24 protein-coding genes are annotated in these 21669 nt (G+C 59.4%); 17 read left to right on the top strand and 7 right to left on the bottom strand.

Annotated elements, in window-relative coordinates; all coding sequences use genetic code 11:
• Positions 1-4: 4 nt before the first annotated feature.
• From murB to AAAV21_RS08155, 13 genes are all read left to right on the top strand, one after another.
• On the top strand, positions 5-916 hold the full coding sequence (gene murB / locus AAAV21_RS08215; RefSeq protein ID WP_117640323.1) for a UDP-N-acetylmuramate dehydrogenase: 912 nt from the start codon (positions 5-7) through the stop codon (positions 914-916).
• A 424-nt stretch (positions 917-1340) separates the two neighbouring features.
• Positions 1341-2129: an FtsQ-type POTRA domain-containing protein gene (locus AAAV21_RS08210; RefSeq protein ID WP_231501570.1), complete on the top strand. Its 789-nt coding sequence runs from the start codon at positions 1341-1343 to the stop codon at positions 2127-2129.
• 199 nt (positions 2130-2328) lie between these two features.
• Positions 2329-3483, top strand: a complete 1155-nt coding sequence (gene ftsZ / locus AAAV21_RS08205; protein ID WP_055251674.1) for a cell division protein FtsZ — start codon at positions 2329-2331, stop codon at positions 3481-3483.
• A 211-nt stretch (positions 3484-3694) separates the two neighbouring features.
• Positions 3695-4495, top strand: a complete 801-nt coding sequence (locus AAAV21_RS08200) for a polyphenol oxidase family protein (RefSeq protein ID WP_349108776.1) — start codon at positions 3695-3697, stop codon at positions 4493-4495.
• Positions 4492-5328, top strand: coding sequence for a phosphate ABC transporter substrate-binding protein (locus AAAV21_RS08195; RefSeq protein WP_349108775.1), 837 nt, complete (start codon positions 4492-4494; stop codon positions 5326-5328). The genes AAAV21_RS08200 and AAAV21_RS08195 overlap by 4 nt, the downstream gene beginning before the upstream one ends.
• Position 5329: 1 nt before the next feature.
• Positions 5330-6256, top strand: coding sequence for a phosphate ABC transporter permease subunit PstC (gene pstC, locus AAAV21_RS08190; protein WP_349108774.1), 927 nt, complete (start codon positions 5330-5332; stop codon positions 6254-6256).
• Between the two features lie 3 nt (positions 6257-6259).
• Entirely contained in the window at positions 6260-7165 is a 906-nt protein-coding gene (gene pstA / locus AAAV21_RS08185; protein WP_349108771.1) for a phosphate ABC transporter permease PstA, read from the top strand.
• A 12-nt stretch (positions 7166-7177) separates the two neighbouring features.
• Positions 7178-7981, top strand: coding sequence for a phosphate ABC transporter ATP-binding protein PstB (gene pstB, locus AAAV21_RS08180; RefSeq protein ID WP_117776691.1), 804 nt, complete (start codon positions 7178-7180; stop codon positions 7979-7981).
• Positions 7982-8073: 92 nt separating this feature from the next.
• Entirely contained in the window at positions 8074-8931 is an 858-nt protein-coding gene (locus tag AAAV21_RS08175; protein WP_349108768.1) for a PhoU domain-containing protein, read from the top strand.
• 119 nt (positions 8932-9050) lie between these two features.
• A complete protein-coding gene (locus AAAV21_RS08170) occupies positions 9051-9788 on the top strand; it encodes a YggS family pyridoxal phosphate-dependent enzyme (protein ID WP_349108766.1) in 738 nt (245 codons plus the stop codon).
• 60 nt (positions 9789-9848) lie between these two features.
• Entirely contained in the window at positions 9849-10571 is a 723-nt protein-coding gene (locus AAAV21_RS08165; RefSeq protein WP_349108765.1) for a cell division protein SepF, read from the top strand.
• A 15-nt stretch (positions 10572-10586) separates the two neighbouring features.
• Positions 10587-10874 (top strand): YggT family protein, encoded by a 288-nt coding sequence (locus tag AAAV21_RS08160; protein WP_035137972.1) that lies wholly within the window; start codon positions 10587-10589, stop codon positions 10872-10874.
• A gap of 62 nt (positions 10875-10936) precedes the next feature.
• On the top strand, positions 10937-11614 hold the full coding sequence (locus AAAV21_RS08155; RefSeq protein WP_349108763.1) for a DivIVA domain-containing protein: 678 nt from the start codon (positions 10937-10939) through the stop codon (positions 11612-11614).
• 169 nt (positions 11615-11783) lie between these two features.
• Here the strand turns inward: AAAV21_RS08155 and AAAV21_RS08150 are convergent, their stop codons facing one another.
• From AAAV21_RS08150 to AAAV21_RS08140, 3 genes are all read right to left on the bottom strand, one after another.
• Complete coding sequence (locus AAAV21_RS08150) at positions 11784-12314, bottom strand: nitroreductase family protein (protein ID WP_349108761.1); 531 nt, start codon at positions 12312-12314, stop codon at positions 11784-11786.
• A 284-nt stretch (positions 12315-12598) separates the two neighbouring features.
• Positions 12599-13222, bottom strand: coding sequence for a DUF47 family protein (locus AAAV21_RS08145; protein WP_349108760.1), 624 nt, complete (start codon positions 13220-13222; stop codon positions 12599-12601).
• A gap of 67 nt (positions 13223-13289) precedes the next feature.
• Entirely contained in the window at positions 13290-14339 is a 1050-nt protein-coding gene (locus AAAV21_RS08140) for an inorganic phosphate transporter (protein ID WP_117786663.1), read from the bottom strand.
• A 250-nt stretch (positions 14340-14589) separates the two neighbouring features.
• Here AAAV21_RS08140 and AAAV21_RS08135 point away from each other — a divergent pair, with 250 nt between their 5' ends.
• From AAAV21_RS08135 to AAAV21_RS08120, 4 genes are all read left to right on the top strand, one after another.
• Positions 14590-14928 (top strand): hypothetical protein, encoded by a 339-nt coding sequence (locus AAAV21_RS08135; RefSeq protein WP_349108758.1) that lies wholly within the window; start codon positions 14590-14592, stop codon positions 14926-14928.
• An 80-nt stretch (positions 14929-15008) separates the two neighbouring features.
• Positions 15009-15704, top strand: coding sequence for a Bax inhibitor-1 family protein (locus AAAV21_RS08130; RefSeq protein ID WP_349108756.1), 696 nt, complete (start codon positions 15009-15011; stop codon positions 15702-15704).
• 140 nt (positions 15705-15844) lie between these two features.
• Positions 15845-16978, top strand: a complete 1134-nt coding sequence (locus AAAV21_RS08125; protein ID WP_349108753.1) for a TIGR02452 family protein — start codon at positions 15845-15847, stop codon at positions 16976-16978.
• A 75-nt stretch (positions 16979-17053) separates the two neighbouring features.
• Entirely contained in the window at positions 17054-17713 is a 660-nt protein-coding gene (locus AAAV21_RS08120) for an SGNH/GDSL hydrolase family protein (protein ID WP_349108750.1), read from the top strand.
• 392 nt (positions 17714-18105) lie between these two features.
• Here the strand turns inward: AAAV21_RS08120 and AAAV21_RS08115 are convergent, their stop codons facing one another.
• From AAAV21_RS08115 to AAAV21_RS08100, 4 genes are all read right to left on the bottom strand, one after another.
• Positions 18106-19233, bottom strand: coding sequence for a hypothetical protein (locus AAAV21_RS08115; protein ID WP_349108748.1), 1128 nt, complete (start codon positions 19231-19233; stop codon positions 18106-18108).
• 272 nt (positions 19234-19505) lie between these two features.
• Entirely contained in the window at positions 19506-20138 is a 633-nt protein-coding gene (locus tag AAAV21_RS08110; protein WP_349108746.1) for a hypothetical protein, read from the bottom strand.
• Positions 20135-20920: a DUF3800 domain-containing protein gene (locus AAAV21_RS08105; protein ID WP_349108744.1), complete on the bottom strand. Its 786-nt coding sequence runs from the start codon at positions 20918-20920 to the stop codon at positions 20135-20137. Before AAAV21_RS08105 ends, AAAV21_RS08110 begins: the two co-directional genes overlap by 4 nt.
• A 25-nt stretch (positions 20921-20945) precedes the next feature.
• Positions 20946-21566 carry a helix-turn-helix domain-containing protein gene (locus AAAV21_RS08100; RefSeq protein ID WP_301280534.1) on the bottom strand — a complete coding sequence of 207 codons (621 nt, stop codon included), beginning with the start codon at positions 21564-21566 and terminating at the stop codon, positions 20946-20948.
• Between the last annotated feature and the right edge of the window lie 103 nt (positions 21567-21669).

The raw sequence follows: 21669 nt of genomic DNA, 5'->3' as shown, positions 1-21669 counted from the left end.
TCTAATGGGTCTGTTTAACGCCGTCATGGCGCTCTCGGGCATGATCGACACGGATGTGATCGAGGACGAGCGCCTTGCGCGTCATACGAGCTATCGTATCGGCGGCAAGGCCGACCTCTTTGTGACGTGCCATAGCTATCATGCCCTCCGCCGCGCCGTGGCGGTGCTCGATCGCGAGCAGGTGCCGTGGGTCATCATCGGCAAGGGCTCCAATCTGCTGGTTGCCGATGGCGGTTATCGCGGTGCCGTCATTTCGCTCGGACGTGAGTTTCAGCGCACGGTTGTTGCCGATGACGGTTGTACGCTGACGGTCGGTGCGGGCGTGATGTTTGCGCGCCTGGTCAACGATGCCCTGTCGCGTAGCCTCTCGGGCCTTGAGTTTGCCGTTGGCATTCCTGGTTCGGTCGGCGGTGCGATATCCATGAATGCCGGCACACGGACCGAGTGGATTGGCTCGCTGGTTGAGGATGTCGTAACGTTTGACCCGGCATCCGGTATCAAGCATTATGCGGGGTCCGAGATCACTTGGGACTACCGCGAATGTAGCCTTCCCCGCAATGAGATCATCCTCGAGTGCGTGTTCAAGCTTAAACCGGCGCCCAAGGCCGACATTCGCGAGCGCATGGAGCGGTACCTTACAAGGCGCAAGCGTACGCAGCCCATGGGTCGCGCATCCTGCGGGTCTGTCTTTCGCAACCCGCCCGATGCGAGTGTGGGCAAGCTTATCGAGGATTGTGGATTAAAGGGTTTTTCGATTGGCGGCGCGGAAGTTTCGCCCGTTCACGCTAATTTTATCGTTAATAACGGAACTGCCTCGGCCGATGACGTTGCCGCGGTTATTAGACATGTGCACGGAAAGGTGAGGGAGGCGTATGGCATCGAGCTCAGACCGGAAGTTAAATTCCTCGGCTTCTAGAGCATCGAAACCCACCTTCCGCCGCGCCGGAGGGCGTTCCGGCGCGCCTGCCAAACCTCAACGCAATACCGTCGCGCACTCTAAGTCTGTCGGGTATGCTCGACAGACCAGTCGTCCGGTCGTCGGCTCGCAGCTCGGTAATCGTCCGGCCGCAAAAAAGTCCTCGCGTCCCTCGATGACGTCAAAGCCTGTTATGGGCGCCAAGCCTGCCCGTCCCATGGCGGCTCCCAAGCCCTCGACGGGAACTAAAGCGGCGCGTCCAGGTCGCACGCTGGGCGCATCGAAACCGCGCTCGCTGACATCGGTGCCGGCTACCGCCAAGAAGCCTTCGAGTAAAAAAGGTTTCAACCCGTTATCTTCACTTGGAGCGATGGCAAATAAAACATCAGACGCCGCTTCTGTCGTTACAGGCAAAGGCAAAATCGTGGGCGGCGTTCTGGCCGTCTTGGCCGTGCTCGTCGTCGTTGCCATCGTGGTGATCAACTCTGGACTGTTTACTGCCACTGATATTCAGATTCAAGGCAGCGAGCATGTGACGAAGCACGATGCTATCCAGCTGATCGACTTGCCCGAGGGAACGTCGCTTTTTAACGTCGATCCCGACCAGATTACCGAGGATCTCAAGCAGAACCCGTGGGTTTCGGGCGTGGATGTCCAGCGCCAGTTTCCCCATACGCTTATCATCACGCCGACGGAGCGTAAAGTTATCGCCATTGCGTATATCAGCTCCGACGACCTTGCCTGGGCTATCGGAGACGATGACACCTGGATCGCCCCGCTGTCGACGTCGGTCGAAGTGGACGACCAGGGCAACGTCATCACGACAGGGCAGGGCTCAAATACCTTGACCGGAATCGATGCCGCGCTGGCGCTCGCCAAGCATTATGGCGCGGTGTTGTTGACTGATGTCTCGGCGGATGTCGCTCCGGTTTCCGGCCAGGCGGTGAACTCCAAAGCCGTTAAGGCCGGCCTGGATTATGTGCGTGGTTTTTCGAGCGAGTTCTTGGGACAAGTCAAGGATATTTCCACGCCTTCGGTCGAAGCCATCTCGGCAAACCTCAATAACGGCATTGAGGTGTCGCTGGGCGATTCGGACGATATCGCCAAGAAGGAACGCGTAGTCACCAAGTTGCTTTCGCAGGTAGAGGGCGTAACGTATATCAATGTGCGCTCTCCGGGCAACTACACATTTAGGAATGCTCCGACCTCGTAGCGCTGGTTGATGCTTTGTTGAGGGGCCATACCACGCCGTTTATCTGGTTTGTTTGGTTTTCACGGTCAATTATTTGACTGATACGTTCATAATGTGCAAACATAATACGGTTTACCTTTGCATTTACTTTCAACCTGAAGGTTAATGTGCGCAGGGGTCGACCCATGCTATGGCTATAACCTTTGTTCGGAGGACCGACATGCACGAGACAGAGATCAACAACTACCTTGCCGTCATTAAGGTGGTCGGCGTCGGCGGCGGCGGTACCAACGCGGTCAATCGAATGATCGAAGAGGGCATCCGCGGCGTCGAGTTTGTTGCCATCAACACCGATGCTCAGGCACTCGCGATCTCTGATGCCGATATCAAGGTGCACATCGGCACCGACCTTACCCGCGGCCTGGGCGCCGGCGCCAATCCCGAGGTTGGCCGCAAGGCTGCCGATGAGTCCCGTGACGACATCGCCGAGGCGCTCGCTGGCGCCGACATGGTGTTTATCACCTGCGGCGAGGGCGGCGGCACCGGTACCGGCGCTGCTCCCATCGTTGCCGATATCGCGATGAACGAGGTCGGCGCACTGACCGTCGCTGTCGTGACCAAGCCCTTCACCTTCGAGGGCCGCAAGCGTAAGAAGAGCGCCGAGGAGGGCATCAAGACCCTCTCCGATTGCGTCGACACCATGATCGTCATTCCTAACGATAAGCTGCTCGACATCGCCGAGAAGAAGACCACCATGCTCGAGGCCTTCGCGATTGCCGATGGCGTCCTTTCCCAGGGCACCCAGGGCATCACCGACCTCATCACCGTCCCCGGTATCATCAACCTGGACTTCGCCGATGTTAAGACCATCATGAAGCAGGCCGGTACCGCCATGATGGGTATCGGTACCTCTTCTGGGGATACTCGTGCCGTCGACGCTGCCCAGCAGGCCATCTCCAGCCCGCTGCTCGAGAGCTCCATCGATGGTGCCACGCGCGTGCTGCTCTCCATCGCCGGTTCCAAGGACCTGGGCATCCAGGAGATCAGCGACGCCGCCGACGTTGTCGCCAACGCCGTCGACCCCGAGGCCAACATCATCTTCGGTACCGTTGTCGACGAGTCCCTGGGCGATCAGGTGCGTATCACCGTCATCGCTACGGGCTTCTCCGACTCCAACGTCAACCGTCAGGACGAGCTCTTTGCTGCTCAGCAGTCTCAGAGCAAGGCCGCTGCCTCCGCTGAGCCGCAGCGCACCGCTCCGGCTGCCAGCCCGGCTCAGGCCGCTCCGACCCGCAACGTCGGTGGTACCGAGCTGCCCAACTTTGGCAACGACCAGTTCGAGCTTCCCGACTTCCTGAAGCGCGGTAGCTTCTAGTTCGTTTTTCTCAACGACCTGCACGGGGTGTGTCCATTTGGATGCACCCCGTTTTGTTTCTCGTTTGTAAACGAAAGCCTCCAATCTCCTTACGTTCCCTTTACGTTTGGTCCCTACCGCTGCGGGTATCCTTTTAAGGAAGTATGACAGCCGTATAAACGCGGGCTGTAGCGGCGATGCCGCGGTACTTGTGTTATTAGGAGGCTTTAGTATGGCAGCACGTGCGGACAAAGTTTCGCGTGTCGACCATGATGGAGTTACGTTGGTGGAGGGCGCGACATCCGATGTCCGCTTTGCCTTTACCGAGCGCACCGGTGGCGTTTCTGAAGATGCGTACTCCTCGCTCAACTTGGGCTCGCATGTTGGCGATGACCCCTTTGCTGTTCAAGAAAATCGTCGTCGCGCGCTCGAGGCTATGGGCGCCACTGAGTGCGAGCGTAACCTGCTCGTGCCCAATCAGGTCCATGGTGACCATATCGTTGCGGTGGCCTCGAACGGCGCCGATGACCTTGAGGACGTTCGCGAGCAGATTGCCGAGGGCTGCGACGCCATCGTCTGTACGGCCCATGACGTGCCTGTGCTGCTCTGCTTTGCCGACTGCGTTCCCGTGGTGCTGGTGGCCCCCGGCGGATTTGCCGTGGTGCACTCTGGCTGGAAGGGCACGATTGCGCGTATTTGTGCCAAGGCGTGCCAGGCACTCTGCGAGGCGGCTGGCTGCAAACCGGATGACGTCTCTGCCTATATCGGGCCTCATATTCTGGGCGACGAGTACGAGGTCTCTCAGGAGCTCATGGATCGCTTTGCCGCCGAGTTTGCGTGCATCGATGCCACCGCTTCTCGCATGCTCGATCTTTCCGCCGCCATTCGCGAGGCGCTGGTGGACGTCGGTGTCGATGCGAACGGCATTGTGGACACCAATCTTTCCACCATTCGTCAGAATGACCGCTTTTATTCCTACCGTAACGAGGACGGCACCTGTGGGCGCCATGCTGCGATCGGCGTGATGTTATGAGAAAGATCGTATCGGTCCTGAGCGCCGCTGTGCTTACGCTTACGCTGTGCGCCTGTTCTTCGGGATCTTCTACCTCTTCCATTACCGTGGCCGGCTCCACGACCTGCCTTCCTATCGCCGAGATTGCTGCCGAGGGCTTTAAGGAAGAGACTGGCATCGATGTCCTTGTCTCTGGTCTTGGCTCCTCTGCGGGCATCGAGGCCGTCAGCAACGGCACGGCCGACATTGCAAGCTCATCTCGCGGCCTCAACGCCGATGAGCAGGATCTGGGCCTGACCCCGATCGTGATCGCGCACGACGGCATCGCGGTTATCGTGAACGATGACAACCCGGTCGACAATCTCTCGACCGAGCAGCTCCGCGACATATACGCCGGCAAGATCACCAACTGGAAGGAAGTCGGCGGAGAAGACCTGAAGATTCAGGTTATCAACCGCGACGAGGCTTCCGGTACGCGCGAGGCCTTCCGTACCATCGTGATGGACGGCACGCCGTTCGATCGTCGCTCGGCCGTTCTTTCGGGCACGGGCCAGGTGCGCGATGTCGTGTCCCGCTCGCGTGGCGCTATTGGCTACATCTCGCTGGGTTTTGTCGAGAGCCTCAACGCCAAGACCTCGGTCAAGGCCGTCTCGGTCAATCATGTTGAGGCGTCCGAGAAGACGGTCGCGAGTGGCGGCTATCCCATCTCGCGCGACCTTTACTTCTTTGTGAAGGGTGCGCCTTCGCAGCAGGCGCAGGATTACATCGACTACGTGACGTCCGAAAAGATGGACAAGCAGATTCGCGAGGCGGGCTTTATTCCCGTCACCAACGACGAGAAGGGGAGTGAGTAGCATGGAAGCACGGGAAAACTCCCAGACTGAGCAGAATGCTCAGGCGCCCAAGAAGCGCGAGTTGGCGCTCGTATCGCGCAGCACCTATATCAAGGAGAAGGCGCTGCAGTGGATTTTCTTTGCCTGCGCGTTCTTGGCGGTTGTTACCGTCATCCTGATTTTTGTCTTTACCACGTACTCGGCGCTGCCCGTCTTTACCGACATTGGTCTGGCGGACTTCTTTAGCTTTACGTGGGCGCCCTCCGAGGGCCACTACGGCATTATGTCGCTGCTGGCCGGCTCGGGCCTGGTGACCGTCGGTGCGCTCGCCATGGGTGTGCCCCTAGGCGTGGGCACGGCCGTGTATCTGGTCGAGATCGCCGGCAAGCGCGTGCGCAAGCTTATCAGCCCCGCCGTTGACCTGTTGGCCGGCATCCCTTCTATCATCTATGGCTTCTTTGGCATGATCATCATCCGCCCGTTTATCGCGCAACTGACCGGTGGTCTTGGCTTTGGCGCGCTGACGGCGTGGTTCGTGCTCGCCATCATGATCGTCCCTACCATCACCACGCTCACCATCGATGCCCTCAATTCCATTCCCATGGGCATTCGCGAGGCATCGTATGCCATGGGTGCTACTAAGTGGCAGACCATCTATAAGGTCGTGCTACCTGCCGCCAAGCTGGGTATCGTGGATGCGATCGTGCTGGGTATGGGCCGTGCCATCGGCGAGACCATGGCCGTGCTCATGGTCGTGGGTAACGCCCCGGTTATTCCCGACAGCATTGCGAGCCCCATCTCGACGCTCACGAGCCAGATCGCGCTCGACATGAGCTATTCCTCGGGTCTGCACCGCTCGGCGCTGTTCGGCATGGGCGTGGTCCTGTTTATCATCTCCGCTGCGCTGGTGGGAATCGTCCGTCTGATTTCCAAGAAGAAGAGGGGGTAGGCTATGTCCGATTCCGTTGACACGACGGTCGATACGACCTCGTCGCGCGTGCGCATCAAGCGTGCCCTTTCCCACGGCAAGAAGGGCCGCATCAACAAGGACCTGTCCAACAAGATCATGCTTGGCGTGTTCCGTGCCGCGGCATACATCACCACGCTGGTGCTGGTCGCTATCATCGCCTACGTGGTCATTAACGGCCTGCCGCATATCTCGCTCGACTTTATCTTCGGTTGGCCCCAGGGCGTCAACGCCGAGGGCGGCATTTGGCCCACGATCGTCTCGACCGTCTACGTGACGGCGCTCGCCATGCTTATCTGCACGCCGATCGCTGTGCTGGCAGCCGTCTATCTGGCCGAGTACGCCAAGCAGGGCAAGGTCGTCGAGCTCATTCGCTACGCTGCTGACGCTTTGGCCTCGGTGCCCTCCATCGTTATGGGCCTGTTTGGCTACGCCTTGTTTGTCGAGGCCATGGGCTTGGGCCTTTCGATGGTCTCGGCAGCTCTGGCGCTCGCGCTCTTGATGCTTCCCATCGTCATGCGCACCACCGAAGAGGCCATTCGCGCCGTCCCGCGCTATATCCGTTGGGGCGCGTACGGCTTGGGCGCCACCAAGTGGCAGGTTGTTTCCAAGATTGTGCTTCCTTCTGCCTTTGGCCGTATTGCCACGGGCATCGTCCTCGCCATCGGTCGCGCCATTGGCGAGACCGCGGTGGTGCTCTACACCATGGGCCAAGCCATCAACCTGCCTATTTCTCCGCTCGATTCCGGCCGCCCCATGACGGTTCACCTGTACCTGCTTGCCAACGACGGCATCAACATGAACGCAGCCTACGGCACCGCGCTCTTGCTGATGGTGATCATTCTGGCCTTCAACCTGTTTGCGCGCTTCCTGTCGCGCAAGCGTCGCTAGTTAAGGAGTCCCATGTCCGTTTATCAGTCCGCTCCCACGCTGGAGCAAGCGGCCATCACGGCCAAGGATTTCAACTTTTGGTACGGTGACTTTCATGCGCTGACGGGGCTTGACCTCAACATCGCCAAAAACGCCATCACCGCCTTCATTGGCCCTTCGGGCTGCGGCAAGTCGACGTTTTTGCGCTGCATCAACCGCATGAATGATCTGATCGAGGGTACGCGCGTCGAGGGCACCATGACGCTCGACGGCAATGATATCTATGCCGAGGGCGTCGACCCGGTCGACCTCCGTCGTCGCGTGGGCATGATCTTTCAGCAGCCCAACCCGTTTCCCAAATCCATCTACGAGAATGTCGCCTTTGGCCCTCGTCTGCAGGGCGTGACTAGCAAAAGCGACCTCGATGACATCGTGGAAGAATCGCTCAAGCGCGCCAACCTCTGGAAAGAGGTATCCAATCAGCTCAACAAGGATGGTTTGGCGCTCTCGGGCGGTCAGCAGCAGCGTCTGTGCATCGCGCGCGTGCTTGCGGTGCAACCCGATGTCCTTCTGATGGACGAGCCCTGCTCCGCCATCGACCCCACGTCCGTCTCTAAGGTCGAGGATCTGATGGCCGAGCTGGCGCCCGAGATGACGATCATCATCGTCACGCATTCTATGCAGCAGGCAGCCCGCATTAGCGACTACACCGCATTTTTCCTGCAGGAAGTTGCCGGCGAGCCCGCCACGCTCATCGAGTATGGTCAAACCGACGCGATCTTTACCAGCCCGGTGGATTCGCGGACGGAAGACTATATCACCGGCCGCTTTGGCTGATCGGTGCGACTAGTCCCAAGCCGATCGGACCTGGTCCGGTGCGTATTCACTGTGCGGGCGGCATGACCGCACCCAACTGATTGGAGTGAACCATGCGCAAACTGTTTTCCCGTCAGCTCATCGAGGCCCGTCACGAGATGCTGAGCATCTATGAGGCCGTCGATCTGGCTCTCCACGATGCCGTGAAGGCCTATGTGACCGATGACCGCAAGCTCGCCACCAAGACCAAGAAGCGCACGCTCTCTATTGACGCTCGTTGCGCCAATCTGGAGGCCGTGTGCTACAACCTGATCGCCACGCAGTCGCCGGTGGCCTCCGACTTCCGCCTGCTGCAGACGATCATCTACGTCGACTTTAACCTGCAGCGCATGACCGATAAGGTCCGTCAGATCTGCCGTGCCACGCGTCATATGATCAAGGCCGACATCTCGCTGCCTAAGGAGCTTGTCGGCACGGTCGAGGCCGAGGCTGAGGCTGTCTACCAGGTGCTGGGCTCTTCGCTTTCTGCGCTCGTCACCAATGACATGTCCATCATCTGCAACCTGGCCGTCGAGGACGAGCCGGTGCACGCCGCCTACGAGAAGTTCTTCCGCACCTTTAACCGTATGGATACGGGCGACTTTATGGACGACGACAGCAACTATGACGACCTGCGCCGCGCCATCATGGTTTCGCGCTACCTCGATCGCATCGCTTCGATTTCCATCGATGCCGCTTGCCGTCTGACCTTCCTGTTGACTGGTCAGCGTATGAACGCCGGCGATATCGCCCGTGTGGACGAGGATGAGCTCGAGAGCATGCGCGTGCCTTCGGGCGAGGGTGTTATCATGAGGCCCGCCGTCGACGCGCACTACGTTGCCAAGGTGCCCGCAAACGAGGTCAGCGAGGGTCTTCGCTACCTGCTCGATCATCTTGAGGACGAGGACGATGGCGAGGACGACGAGGAGTAAGTAGCCCCGTTCGTCGAAAGATTGTAAATACCTAAGTGAGCGCGGCCTTGCACATGCGGGGCCGCGCTCTTGCGTTAGCATGGGACTACTTGTTTGGCTGTCAGCGGAGGCGATTGGCAATGGATGACTATTTGGACTTGATGCGTGCTCGCCGCGAGCAGATACTCGAGCGCTTTTATGCCGCGCTCGATCGCGCCGGAAGGCCCCGCGATGCCGCACGCTTGATCGCTGTGTCCAAGACCGTTGGTGTCGATGAGACCGTTGCCGCCATCCAGGCGGGGTATCGCTATTTTGCCGAGAACCGCCCGCAGGAGCTGGTTCGCAAGCTCACGGGTCTGGCGGAGCATCCGGAGTTGCCCGAGGTGCGCTTCGATATGATCGGCAACCTGCAGACCAATAAGATCAATGCGGTGCTGGGCTCAGCCGAGCTGATTCACTCGGTGGGTTCGCTGCATCTGGCGCAGGCTATCTCGAGCCGTGCTGTCCGCAAGATTGAGGCAGGCGAGCTCGCCGGCCCCCAGCGTGTGCTCGTTGAGGTCAATGTGAGTGGTGAGGAGTCGAAGGGAGGCTTTTCGCCCGATGAGATTCGCGCCGCCGCGGGTGAGCTTGCGGAGCTTGAGGGAATTTGCGTGCAGGGGCTTATGACTATGGCGCCCCGGGGGAATAAGGATGTGGCACGCCGCACCTTTGCGGGGCTTCGTGAGCTGAGGGATGAGCTGGAGGCGGCACATCCCGATTTGAACCTGCCTGAGCTTTCCTGCGGCATGAGCGAGGACTTTGAGCCTGCCCTTGAGGAGGGCTCTACGCTCGTTCGCCTGGGCAGGGTAGTATTTAGCCCGGAGTTTGCAGTAAAATAAGGCTCTGAAGTGCGCACTGATTATCGGGGCGCCTGCACTAAACCGCGAGAGGACACAACCATGGGCTTCCTTGACGAGATTAAAAATAAGATGCACCTGGGCGGCCAGCAGGGTTACGACCAGGGTTATGGCCAGGACGACGACTACGGCTACGATGACGGCTATGACGATGGTTATCAGGGCAACGGCTACAGCGGTGCTTCGGGCGAGGGCTTCTACACCCAAGATGAGCCGAGCAACGGCCTGCTTGGTCAGACGCGCCGTGGTGAAGCTGAGTCGGTTGCCGTGTATACGCGCTCCGGTCAGCTGGTCGGCGATGACTCCCGCCATGCCACGACGTATAACCCGCCTTCGCGCTCGCAGGACAGCGTTGCGAGCGGTTATCGTCCTGGTGCCTATGACACGCCGTCGAGCTACGCCGAGAACACCCGCGCCCGTGCCGCCGCTGCGCCCACGCCTGCACCGAGCGATGCCTCGGCCTATGCGAGCAATATCATCAACGCCACGCCGCAGCTGCCGGCCTATGTTCTGCGCCCCGAGAGCTATGACGACGTGGAGACCGTGGTGCGCCGCGTTCGCACCAAGCAGCCAGTCGCACTGATTTTTGTGGGCGTACGCACCGAAGTTGCTAAGCGCGTCTTGGACTTCTCTTACGGCTTTGCCTGCGGTCTGGGTGCCACGGTCAAGGAGGTGGGCGACCGCGTGTTCATGGTGCTGCCCGCCGGCTGCGAGGTCAAAGATTCCGATCTCAAGAAGCTTCGCGCCGACGGCTACCTTAAGTAAAGACAAGACGAGGAGATTCCCATCAACATCTACACTATCGTCCAGCTGGTCAACACGCTGTTCAACTTCTACTCCACGCTCATCGTGGTCTATTGCTTTATGACGTGGATTCCCATGAAGCAGGGCGGCCTGCTGCAGGATATCGCTGCAGTGCTCGATAGCGTCTGCGGCCCGTGGCTCAACCTCTTTCGTCGGTTTATTCCGCCGATGGGCGGCGTTGATTTTTCGCCGGTCGTTGCGATTATTGCGTTGCAGTTGGTGCAGAGGCTGATTCTGCAGCTTCTTATAGGTATACTCGTATAGAACTGTCTCAGTAGCTTACGTCGGGCGCCCGGCGCCAAGGCGATGATAAAGGAGAACTTGTTATGGCTATTACCCCTGCTGACATCCAGGCTCAGACTTTCTCTGAGGCCAAGCGCGGCTATGATCCCGCCGAGGTCGACGTCTTTTTGGAGACGCTGTCCTCAGAGGTTGACGCCATGCTTGCCAAGATCGTTGATCTTAAGGGTCGCCTGACCGCCACCGAGCAGCAGCTTGCCGACGCGCAGGCTCAGCTTGCCCAGGCCCAGGATACCACCGCTCAGGCCGTTCCTGCCGCCCCCGTGGCTGCTCCCGCCCCTGACTTCTCCGCTCAGGAGCGTCAGATTTCCGCCGCTCTCATTGCGGCCCAGCAGACCGCCGAGGCAATTGTCAACGACGCTAACGAGAACGCTGACCGTATCCGCAACGAGGCCGACGCCAAGGCCCGCGAGGTCATCCGTCAGGCCCTGACCGAGAAGCAGGCCGAGCTCGAGGAGATCGACCGTCTGAAGGCTTCCCGCGAGGAGTTCAAGGCCGAGTACCTCAAGCTCATCCAGCACTTCATGGACGATGCCCAGAATTCCTTCCCGGCCGACCTCATGGCCTCCACGCCGGTCGGTTCTGCCGCTTCTCCTGCCGTGACCGTGCCTGCCGCCGAGCCGCTGCCCGTCGCTGATCCGGTTGTCCCCGTGGCCGACCCTTTCGCCCCGATCGACAACTTCGCCGCTGACGACCTGGACTAGCACCAGATCTGCAATCTAGTGTCCTTAAGAGGAGCTCGCACCTGCGGGCTCCTTTTTTTGTGGCTGTATACGGGTTGGGAAACGAAACGCCGAGCTCTGCGTGCGATGACGCAGAACTCGGCGAACGGGTGAGCGGTAGAAGGTAGATTTTAAGGCATGTTCCAAAAATCTACTTGAGGAGGAAGTTGGAGAGGGGAATGGTGCGGGCCTCGCGATGCTCGGGATCGGCGATGTGGTCGGCGGGATAGCCACAGACGAGCATGTGATAGGGATAGACGCCCTTGGGCAGATTGAACTGCTCCTGTGCCACCTCAGGCTTAAAATGGCATACCCAGCACGTTCCCAGGCCCTGCTCGGTGGCCTCCATCATCATCTGATCACACACGATGGACGTATCGATTTCACTGGAATTCATCTGGTCATACGGGCGCACCCAAGCATCATCGGTAACGCTGCAAATAAGGAAGACAAGCGGAGCCCCAAAGATAGACCCATCACGAGCAAACCGAGGCTGACAAGCAGCAGCCTTCTCTAGAAGCTCAGGCGTATCCAACACCATCACACGGGTTGGATGATTATTACAAGCAGAAGGAGCAATCCGCCCAGCTTCAATAACAGCATCCACCACAGCCTGCTCAACAGGACGGTCCTTAAACTCACGACAAGAATACCGAGAACGAGTCAGATCCAAATAAGACATACAAGCCCTCCAACAATGAAAAATCAAACAAACCCAAAGTAACCCAAAGAGTACCCAAAGCAGCAATCGGCCAAACGCTCATCAAGGGCCAAAGTGTCCGAACGGGTACCCAAAGGTCCCATCAGCCAAACCCCTATTGCGCTATAACTATCAGCCAAAGTTCCCAATGGTGGTACGTAAGGCGAAGGGCCGGCCACGGTTTACTTTCGAACGACTCTGCAAAGCAGCCGGAGTGAGAAAGCAAACCGTGGCCGGCCCTTCGCCGCCGGGACACGTGCCCCCAATTAACTGTTCTTCATGACAATCGAATCCACGACATCGGCCACATTCTCGCAGCAGTCAGCACAGTACTCCAGGAAGGCGTACACGTCTCGCCAAGCGATGACCTCGAGCGGGTCCTTGCCGTTAACGTGCAGGTTGCGCATGGCGTTGATATAGAGCTCGTCGGCCTCGGACTCGATGGTGTTGATCTGGATGACGAGCTCGCGCAGCGTTTTGGACTTGCGGTAGTTGGGCAGCTCGACCATCAGGTCTTTCATGGCGCGGCAGGCGTCGGTCACCTTGTGGGCGATCACGATGGCATCGGGATGGATGCTCTGGATGTTGGTGAAGTAGACGCGCTGCACGACGCCCTCGATACGGTCGAGCACGGTGTCGAGCGAGCAGCTCATCAGGTCCAGGTCCTCGCGCTCAAGCGGGGTGATAAAGGCCGTGAGCAGGGCGTCCTCGAGCTCATGGTGCTTCATGTCGGCCGCATGCTCAATCGCATGCATCTCCTCGAGCATGTCGTGGATCTGCGCCGGGTTGAAGTTCTCAAAAATCTTGATGAGCAGCTCTGCGGCCTGGACGGCGAGGTCGGCGCAGGCGACGTAGTTATCGAAGTAGAACGAATCGGGTTTCTTTGCCATGGGTGGGTCCTTTCGAGGCGAAGACGGGTGGGCGATGCATTGCAGTCCGGATGGACGCTCGGTGTGGCTAGAGGAACATCATGAACAGCTTGGCCATGACAAAGCTGATGAGTCCGCAGGCGGGGAAGGTGAAGAACCAGGTGAACATCATGTCCTTGACCACGCCGAAGTTGATGGCCGAGAGGCGCTTGACGGCACCGACGCCCATGATGGCGCAGGTCTTGATGTGGGTGGAGGACACAGGGATACCGGTAAGGGTGGCAAGCAGCAGATTCGCGGCGCCTGCGAGGTCGGCGGAGAAGCCCTGATACTTCTCGAGCTTGACCATGCTCTGGCCGACGGACTTGATGATGCGCTCGCCGCCTACACTGGTGCCGATGCCCATGGTGGCCGAGCACAGCAGCATGATCCAGATGGGGATGCCGGCGTCGCCGACGCTCGTCTGGCCGTTGGCGAAGGCGACACCTAAAAAGAGCACGCCGATGAACTTCTGCCCATCCTGCGCGCCGTGCATAAAACTCATGGCCGCAGCACTCGCGATCTGAGCGTATTTAAAGAAGACGTTGGCACGTCGCCTATTGGCGGCGGCAAACAGAATAGAGACGAGTTTGCACAGGATCCAGCCCATGACAAAGCCCAGACCGATGGAGAGCGCCAGGCCGTAGATGACCTTCATCCACTCGTGGACGTTGACGCTGTTCGCGCCGCCGAGGGCGATGGCAGCACCGGTCAGGCCGGCGATAAGGCTGTGGCTTTGCGAGGTGGGGATGCCAAAACGCGACGCTGTGGCGCCGTAGACGACGATGGAGAAGAGCGCCGCGCAGAGGCACGCGAGTGCCATGGTGCTGTTTCCGCCAAAGTCGACGATATGTGAGATGGTGTTGGCGACGCTCGCGTTAAAGTGCGTCATGATGAGCACGCCCAAGAAGTTGAATGCGGCGCTCATGAGGATGGCGGCGCGGGCGGGCATGCAACGCGTGGTGACGCAGGTCGCGATGGCGTTGGGCGCGTCGGTCCATCCGTTGACGAAGATGGCGCCGAGCGCGAGGATCACGGTGACGGCAAGGACTGGGTTCGACACAAGCTGGCCGAGGAAGGTTGAGAACGTTACGTCCATATATGGGCTTTCTCGAAGTTTGCAGACACGTTACAAAAACATGATAAATCGTATCACCTCCTGCGGGTTTCTTTACCGAGTTCTGATGGGAGAAGTGAATTTTTTGGCACTAACATTGAATATTAGCCCTGTTGACCGCGGGTGTTCTTTTTGCTAACACGCCATGAGGACACGTGCGCGCGTCCCAACATCCCAAAACCACAGTCTGTTCGCTTTACAACATACAAACATGCGTTCGATAATAGGGACCATGGAATACCGACAGACAGATGGCAAAACTCGACGCGTGCACAAGCAGTATGTGGACGTCGTGGCCCGCATCCTTGCGGGCGGACAAGTCGTGCCGGTCACCGTCTGCTGGGTTGACGGCCGTTGTTTTACGATCGACGAAATTATCTCGACCACCGGGTTTGGCCTGACGGTTCACGGCATTCGTACGGCAACCTATAAGGTACGTTTTGGCGGACATGCGACCGAGTTGTATCTGGAGGACCAAACGCGTGAGCGGGCGGACGGCTTGCAGGCGCACGTGATGCGTTGGTGGGTCTGGGCTTTTGATCGTACGCTCGAGGGCGAGCGCCGCAGGTAAGAGCGCGCGGCATTCGGGTACAATGGCAGGAATCTTGTCACCTACGGCGCTGTTGTGGCGCTTTTTGAAAGGACGAAGCTATGAACGATATCCAGGGCTATCAGAACGGCCCCATCGAGACCGGCACAAGCCGTGCCAAGGAGATGTCGCCGCGTGCGTACAACCTTGTCATGTCTGCCCTGATCTTTTTGGGCTTTTGCGCCATGGGTGCCGGTGCCTACTTTACGAGCACCATGGCGTTTGCCCGCATGATGATGAGCGGCGCCGCTTTGCCGCTGGTCTTTGGCTCGTTTATTCTGACCATCGTCGGCATCGTCATGATGTCGGCTGCTGCGGGCAAGCAGTCCGTGGGGCTGTCACTCGCGGGTTACGTGATCTTTGCGAGCACCTTTGGCCTGACCGCGTCGTTTGGCCTTGCCAACTACGACCTGCCCACCATCAACACCGCCTTTATCGCCACCGCCGCCATCACCTTTGTCTTTGGCGCCTTGGGCGTGACGTTCCCCAAGTTTTTCCAGCGCGTATATGGCATCGGTTTTGGCATTCTGCTCGCCACTATTCTGGTCGAGATCGTGCTGATGTTCATGGGCGTCTCGCAGACCATCACCGACCTGATCGTGATCGTGGTGTTCGCCGGCTTTATTGGCTACGATACCTATGTTGCCACGACGGTGCCGCCCACGCTGCCCAATGCGGTGCTCATGGCGTCCAACCTGTTCGTGGACATTATCAACGTGTTCCTGCGCATCCTGAACATCCTCGGTCGTCGCGACTAGCGCGGGGATTGCAGCGTTTCTTGTCGGACGCGGTAAAACGATGTGAAAGGCGGTCCTGCGGGGCCGTCTTTTTTGTGCACGGCGGGGTATCATGGATGGGAAAAAGCCGACAGCGGCAGCGACAGGAAAGGTGACCACTTATGGCAGACGTCGACAACAGGAACCGTAACCGCAGGCCCAACCGCGCGGGACAGCCCAATCCCAAGCGTGAGGCGCGTGCCAAGGCCGCCGAGCGCCATGTGGCGACTGTGTCCGAAGCGTGCGCCAAGGATATCGAGCGTTCGCTTGCCGGTGTTCGCGAGTTTGACGGCATGCCCGCCGGCTTTGTCGCGGCGATGAAGGCCAAGGTTCAGACTGCTGTGGCCCCCGAAGAGCAGGTCGCCGAGGACGTCGAGGACGCGGAGACTGCCGAGGTCGAGGCAGCGCCCGAGACCGAGGCAGCGCCCGAGCCCGTCGAGGAGCCTGCCGAGGAAATCGCCGAAGCTGAGTCCGCGCCTGCTGAGGAGCCCGCTCCGGTTCTGCCCGAGGTCACTGTGCTCGATGCCTCCGCCACGCAGGTCATCTTGGACAACGGTCGTGGCTATGCGCAGTTCTGCGATATGGCCGTGCTTGCCTTTGCCTCGTTTACCAATCCGGGCGGTGGCTATATTCAGGGTTACCTGGGCCAGGAGGCGACGCTCTGCGCTGATTCGTACCTGTACAACGTGCTCGACAAGCAGCGCAAGTGGTACGGCGAGAACCGTCGCCGCAACATCAACTGCGAGCTTTACCGCAATCGTGCACTAGTGGTGCCCGCCGTGCGCTTCGACCGCAACCACGTGCACGCATACGCCGATGTGATCGTTGCCGCCGCGCCCAACGTCAAGCGTGCCCGCCAGGAGTACCGCGTGAACGACGACGCCCTGTTGGATGCCCTGCGCGACCGCATCCGCTTTGTGCTCGCCATCTGCGACGAGTTGGGTCGCGAGAAGCTCGTGCTGGGTGCTTGGGGCTGCGACAATAACGGCTTTGACGCTGAGGCGGTAGCCGAGCTCTTCCGTAAGGAGCTCGCATCGGGCGACTTTAAGGTCAAGCAGGTGTTCTTTGCCGTGCCTTCTACGCGCTGGGATGAGGACTTCGCCAAGTTCGAGCACGTGTTGGCAAGCTTCCCCGAGCGTAACGAGGAGTCCTATGCCCAGGTTGCCGCCCGCGCCGCGGCCGCCCGTGCCGCCGAGCAGGCTCAGGCCGCTGCCGAGGACGATGAGGATGACGAGGACTGGCGCAAGTACCTGTAAACGGTGCACGTGATGCGACATGCCGAGCCGACGGGGGCTGCTCCCGTCGGCTTTTTATTGAGTGGGGAGCTTACGATGAAAAACGTTCTGTGCTTTGGTGACAGCAACACCTATGGCTATGATCCGGCTGGTATGCGCGATGGCACTGCGGTGCGCTATGCGCAGGATGTGCGCTGGTGTGGCGTGGCCCAACGTGATTTAGGCGAGGGCTGGCATGTAATTGAAGAAGGCCTCAACGGCCGCACGACGGTACGCGACGATATGTGCCATCTGGACACCAATCTTAACGGCATCCGCGCGCTGCCGATGCTGCTCGAGGCTCATAAGCCGCTGGATGCGATCGTTATTATGCTGGGAACTAACGATTGCAAGACGGTCTTTGGTGTGACGGCCTCCGATATTGCCCGTGGCACCATGGCGCTGATTCGCGCGGTGCGTGCATTTCCCTGGACCAATGCCGCACCCTGCCCGCGTATTCTGCTGATGGCACCTATCAAGATCAAGCCGCAAATCGCCGATGTATATATGACCGATTTTGACGAGCGTTCCGTCGAGGCCTCGGAGCATTTTGCTGAATACTATGCGCACGTAGCTGAGCAGTTTGGCTGCGACTTTTTGAATGCGGCGGAGTTTGCCGAGCCGGGCGATATCGACTATCTGCATATGATGCCCGAAAGCCATGAGAGCCTGGGACATGCCGTGGCAGCCAAGCTCCAGGAGATGCTCGGTGAGTAACGCGACCCCAAGCCACCACAAAAGTTCCCCTTGCGGGGGGCTTATTTCGTTTGCTTGTCCTGATCTGTAACAGTTCTAAGGCCGAAAACGGGTTAGATGTTACAGATTGAGATTATTTAGGTCGATATCGATTGTTTGTCTCGATCTGTAACATCTAGGGTCGATTTTGCCGAGTTACTGTTACAGATCGAGATTATCTTCTCAGTGGAATTTGAATGCCTTGATCTGTAACAGGTGGGCCAAAAAATGGGCTCTAACTGTTACAGATCGAGATAATTGTGGGAACCACCGCAAAAGGTGCCTGTCCCCTTTGCGGTGGTTTTGGGCTGCGAATCTTAATACTGCCACAACTAACTGCGTGCCATCTACCTGCGGCTTTGCGGGGGAATATCCTAACTTATCCCAAGCGCGTCGAAGGTGGCGCGGACGACCTGCTCGGCAGTGGGGCGGATGTAGTGCCTGCCCGACACGCCGGGGAGGGCGTGGCCCATGAGCATCTCTATGAGGTCCCATGGCAGGCGAAGCTCGACCTCCGCTATCGTACGCCACGAGTTGCGCAGGTTCGACCACGGGATGTGCTCGATGCCGCGGGCGGCGCAGAGTTTCCGCCAGCGGTCGTTGCAAATGCTCCGGTTCATGGGCAGGCCGTCGCCTCGGTCGCTCAGCCACTCGCGGCCCTCGGCGGCCCGCGCCGCCGCTATCTCGACGAGTCGGTCGGCGGCCTGTGGCAAGATCACGACGGTGCGGGCGGACTTGGCGGTCTTGAGGGCGCTAACCGGCTCGGTGCCGGACTGCTGCATCTGGCGGCAGATGTCGGCCGAGGCGAGGACGGTACCGCTACGCTCCCAGCGCAATACCTCCTCGGTGCGCACGCCAAGCGACTCGCCCGAGCGGCAGGAGCCGAAGCACGCGAGGATGAACGCGGGCTCCAGGGGGTTGCCGCGCAGCACGTCGAGGACGCCCAGGGCCTCGTCGAGGGTGTAGACGCGCTTTGAGCGCTCGCGGGTCTTGCGTGTGGGCATGGTGTACCTGACGCTGGCGGCGAACGGGTCGAGCGGCAGGCGGATGAAGGTCGAGACGCAGGCGTAGACCTTGCGCAGGGTGAGCAGGGCGGTATCGGCGGTGGCGGCGGGAAGTGTCAGCAGCCAGTCCTGCAGCTCGACGGCGCGCAGCTGGTCGACGGGCATTGCGCCCCAGCGGGGTCCGACGTAGTTCTTCCACGACCGCAGCACGAGGTCGCGGGTGTTGGGGGCGAGGGTCCCCGCCTCGACCTGTGCGGCCATCTTGGGGACGAGCCACGTCTCGTAGGCCTTGGCTATGGTGGGCACGGGCGCGTCGTCGGCGTGCTCGACGTGGATGCGGTCCAGCTCCGCGCACGCCTCGCGGTAGGTGCCGTACACGGTCTTGGTCTTGCGCCTGCGGCCCTGCGGCGTGTTCTGCATCCAGCGCAGGACGTACTTCTTGCCGCGCCTCATCTCGGTCACGGAGCCCCAGACGCGGCGGCGCTGCTTCTTTGTCATATAATCAGATCCGTTCAGATCGCGGGCTTATTCTCCGTTTCGCCCGGTTCTGACCCCGGCCCCGTCTCACGTTCCAAAGTGCAGGGGCCGTCTCCTTTGTCTCGGGGCCGCGGCATCAGCCTGCGGTCCCGAGATTCTTTGCTTTCATGGGCATCACCTCCCTAGATGTAGACGCATGGAATCTCGCCCTCGACGGTCGATTTGAGCCTGAACGGGGCGGCCTTTTCTGTCTTAGTTCGGCCGCGGCCCCCAATCTCCACAACGTGTTCGGTTTACATTTCGCCGCGATGGGGCGATAATCGGGATAGCTCATCCACCGTGTGTGTGAAGGAGTCCTCTGGAGGCGCCCAAACAGCGCCTCCTGCTTTTTCGGCGTGGTTTCTCGCCATCTCGCGCTCAATCATCTTCCTGCTGTGGTCGTTGTCGACGTAATACGCGGTTATCAGCAGGCAGTAGTGCTCTCTCGGCTCGAATACGACAATGTAGCTCTCTTCCTCAAGGTAAAACTTAATCCGTTCCCTTATCTGGGTGCCATTGCGGCTCTTCCTTGCGCGATGCTCCGCCTTCCAGGCTATAACGCCTCCGCAGCCGGGACTTTTGGGGCACCTCTCAGCATTCTCGATGAACGCCTTCGGCCATCTGATGCGCCTGCACCTTTCGAGATCTGGCACACGGTCCTCTGGCAGACCCGACTTATGATCGTAGTCCCTGCAGGTAAGGTGCCAAAAGGCCTCGGCCCGTCCCTCCAGCATGGGCTGGTACCGTATCTTTACCGGTTTCCCGTGGTAGACGGGCTTGCCCTCGATGAAATCACGCCTGAACACGCTGTAGACAAGAGCGTCGTATTCGCTCCAGGGACGCGAGCTGTCCCTTTCGAGCAGGGGCGGTATCCAACAGCAGTTCATGATGTGATTCCCCCGGCCTGCCAGATCAGCAGGTTCATCTTCTTTTCGCTGAGGAGCGAGGTCTTGACGAGGGAGAGGCCCGACCTCTGGATAATTCTATTGATGAGCCTGATCTTCGTGACGCTATCCGATGGCATGATGGCGTCGTGGTTGTGGCGATACGCGATGGCGCCGGTAAGGATGTCAACGAGCTGCATCAGCTGGACCTCGTCGGAGCGTATTGGCTGCACCCTCCTCACGATCTCATGGTTGAAATCGTACGCGTCGTTCGCGAGCACGTTCTCGAGTTTCTGGGCGTTTCGCCCGGAATGGGTGTCCTTTATGTCGATATAGACGTAATACCGCGCGTCGCGGGAGAAGATGGTCTTCAGCATCGTGAAGTACATCTTGTAGTACCAGAGGTCGTGGTCCTGGTTGAAGCGGGCGTGGTCCAGCTTCGATTTATCGGGAACTACAAGACCCCTGAAGTGCAGGTCGTCGTCATCGAAGAAATAGTCGATGATGTCGACGTAGAGGCCGTAGTTGCATGGCGACACCTTCGTCCACTTGACCTCGGAGCCCATCCCGACGCCATGCCTCGCCTTTATCTCCACGAGGCGCTTGCTTATCTCCCTGACTTTCGATTTGGGGCACCATACCGCCCCGAGCGACATCGCCTTGAAGCGATCGTGCTCGAGATGGCAGCTTTCGTCGCAGTAGACATTAAACTCCTCGCCGCCGAACGTGGCGCCGTTTCCCGATTCGTAATATGCCCGCACGCCATCCAAAGCTAATGGCCTCATGCGTCCCACCTCTTTTCCGTTCCTACTACCTCTCGTCCCGCTCGCCCATGTACCAGACGACTCGGCCCTTGCAGACCACGGGCTCGTCGCCCGGGCCGGCGAGGATGTCGTCGTACTCGCCGGAGTGGCTGTCCGCCGTGAGCATCACGGTCGAGCGGCCCCGGGTGTAGTTGCGCACCACGGCGCCGTAGTCGGACGTCTCGGCCAGCACCGGCTGGCCGTTGACCGGCTCCATGTCGGGGTCGACCAGCAGCAGCGCGTCGTGGGGGAAGCGGTTGTCCATGCAGCCGCCCTGCGCGTGGACCATGAACCCGCGCGGGTGGGCGTCGGCGATGGAGGCGGGGACCTCGACCTCGTCGGCGAGGCTCCCCTCGTCGCACGGCTCGCCCATGTGGGCGAAGCCCAGCAGGGGGACCATGCGCGAGGTGCCGCTGATCGCGGTCTCGGTGGCGTCCTCTCCCATGAGGTCAGCTACCGTGGTGTCGAACAGAACTGCAAGTTCCTTCATTTTGTCGAGGCGCGGCTTTGATCTGCCGCTTTCCCAGGCACCTACAGCCCTGTTTGTTATTCCGAGCTTGTCGGCAAGTTCTGCCTGAGTAAGGCCTGAATCTAAGCGTATCCGCTTCAATCTGGTAGAGAACTCCATAACCATCTACCTCCTTAGTTTTCCATGCTACAGAAAAATAATTTCCCAAACTAGAGAAAAGTAATTGCCATGCAAGGGAAAATAAAGTACTATTAGGTCAACG

The sequence above is a fragment of the Collinsella sp. CLA-AA-H302 genome (assembly GCF_040093305.1).
Lineage (GTDB): Bacteria > Actinomycetota > Coriobacteriia > Coriobacteriales > Coriobacteriaceae > Collinsella.
The sequence above is the reverse complement of the archived record's forward strand: the minus strand, read 5'-3'. Positions and strand labels throughout refer to the sequence as shown.

What these genes read in the sequence shown, in the direction of transcription:
- AAAV21_RS08170 (WP_349108766.1), top strand. Translation starts at nt 9,051, where the DNA reads ATGGATGACTATTTGGACTTGATGCGTGCTCGCCGCGAGCAGATACTC.
- AAAV21_RS08150 (WP_349108761.1), bottom strand. Translation starts at nt 12,314, where the DNA reads ATGTCTTATTTGGATCTGACTCGTTCTCGGTATTCTTGTCGTGAGTTT.
- murB (WP_117640323.1), top strand. Translation starts at nt 5, where the DNA reads ATGGGTCTGTTTAACGCCGTCATGGCGCTCTCGGGCATGATCGACACG.
- AAAV21_RS08125 (WP_349108753.1), top strand. Translation starts at nt 15,845, where the DNA reads ATGGCAGACGTCGACAACAGGAACCGTAACCGCAGGCCCAACCGCGCG.
- AAAV21_RS08105 (WP_349108744.1), bottom strand. Translation starts at nt 20,920, where the DNA reads ATGAGGCCATTAGCTTTGGATGGCGTGCGGGCATATTACGAATCGGGA.
- AAAV21_RS08200 (WP_349108776.1), top strand. Translation starts at nt 3,695, where the DNA reads ATGGCAGCACGTGCGGACAAAGTTTCGCGTGTCGACCATGATGGAGTT.
- AAAV21_RS08155 (WP_349108763.1), top strand. Translation starts at nt 10,937, where the DNA reads ATGGCTATTACCCCTGCTGACATCCAGGCTCAGACTTTCTCTGAGGCC.
- AAAV21_RS08110 (WP_349108746.1), bottom strand. Translation starts at nt 20,138, where the DNA reads ATGAACTGCTGTTGGATACCGCCCCTGCTCGAAAGGGACAGCTCGCGT.
- pstA (WP_349108771.1), top strand. Translation starts at nt 6,260, where the DNA reads ATGTCCGATTCCGTTGACACGACGGTCGATACGACCTCGTCGCGCGTG.
- AAAV21_RS08115 (WP_349108748.1), bottom strand. Translation starts at nt 19,233, where the DNA reads ATGACAAAGAAGCAGCGCCGCCGCGTCTGGGGCTCCGTGACCGAGATG.
- AAAV21_RS08130 (WP_349108756.1), top strand. Translation starts at nt 15,009, where the DNA reads ATGAACGATATCCAGGGCTATCAGAACGGCCCCATCGAGACCGGCACA.
- ftsZ (WP_055251674.1), top strand. Translation starts at nt 2,329, where the DNA reads ATGCACGAGACAGAGATCAACAACTACCTTGCCGTCATTAAGGTGGTC.
- AAAV21_RS08145 (WP_349108760.1), bottom strand. Translation starts at nt 13,222, where the DNA reads ATGGCAAAGAAACCCGATTCGTTCTACTTCGATAACTACGTCGCCTGC.
- AAAV21_RS08140 (WP_117786663.1), bottom strand. Translation starts at nt 14,339, where the DNA reads ATGGACGTAACGTTCTCAACCTTCCTCGGCCAGCTTGTGTCGAACCCA.
- AAAV21_RS08135 (WP_349108758.1), top strand. Translation starts at nt 14,590, where the DNA reads ATGGAATACCGACAGACAGATGGCAAAACTCGACGCGTGCACAAGCAG.
- AAAV21_RS08175 (WP_349108768.1), top strand. Translation starts at nt 8,074, where the DNA reads ATGCGCAAACTGTTTTCCCGTCAGCTCATCGAGGCCCGTCACGAGATG.
- AAAV21_RS08120 (WP_349108750.1), top strand. Translation starts at nt 17,054, where the DNA reads ATGAAAAACGTTCTGTGCTTTGGTGACAGCAACACCTATGGCTATGAT.
- AAAV21_RS08165 (WP_349108765.1), top strand. Translation starts at nt 9,849, where the DNA reads ATGGGCTTCCTTGACGAGATTAAAAATAAGATGCACCTGGGCGGCCAG.
- AAAV21_RS08195 (WP_349108775.1), top strand. Translation starts at nt 4,492, where the DNA reads ATGAGAAAGATCGTATCGGTCCTGAGCGCCGCTGTGCTTACGCTTACG.
- AAAV21_RS08100 (WP_301280534.1), bottom strand. Translation starts at nt 21,566, where the DNA reads ATGGAGTTCTCTACCAGATTGAAGCGGATACGCTTAGATTCAGGCCTT.
- pstB (WP_117776691.1), top strand. Translation starts at nt 7,178, where the DNA reads ATGTCCGTTTATCAGTCCGCTCCCACGCTGGAGCAAGCGGCCATCACG.
- pstC (WP_349108774.1), top strand. Translation starts at nt 5,330, where the DNA reads ATGGAAGCACGGGAAAACTCCCAGACTGAGCAGAATGCTCAGGCGCCC.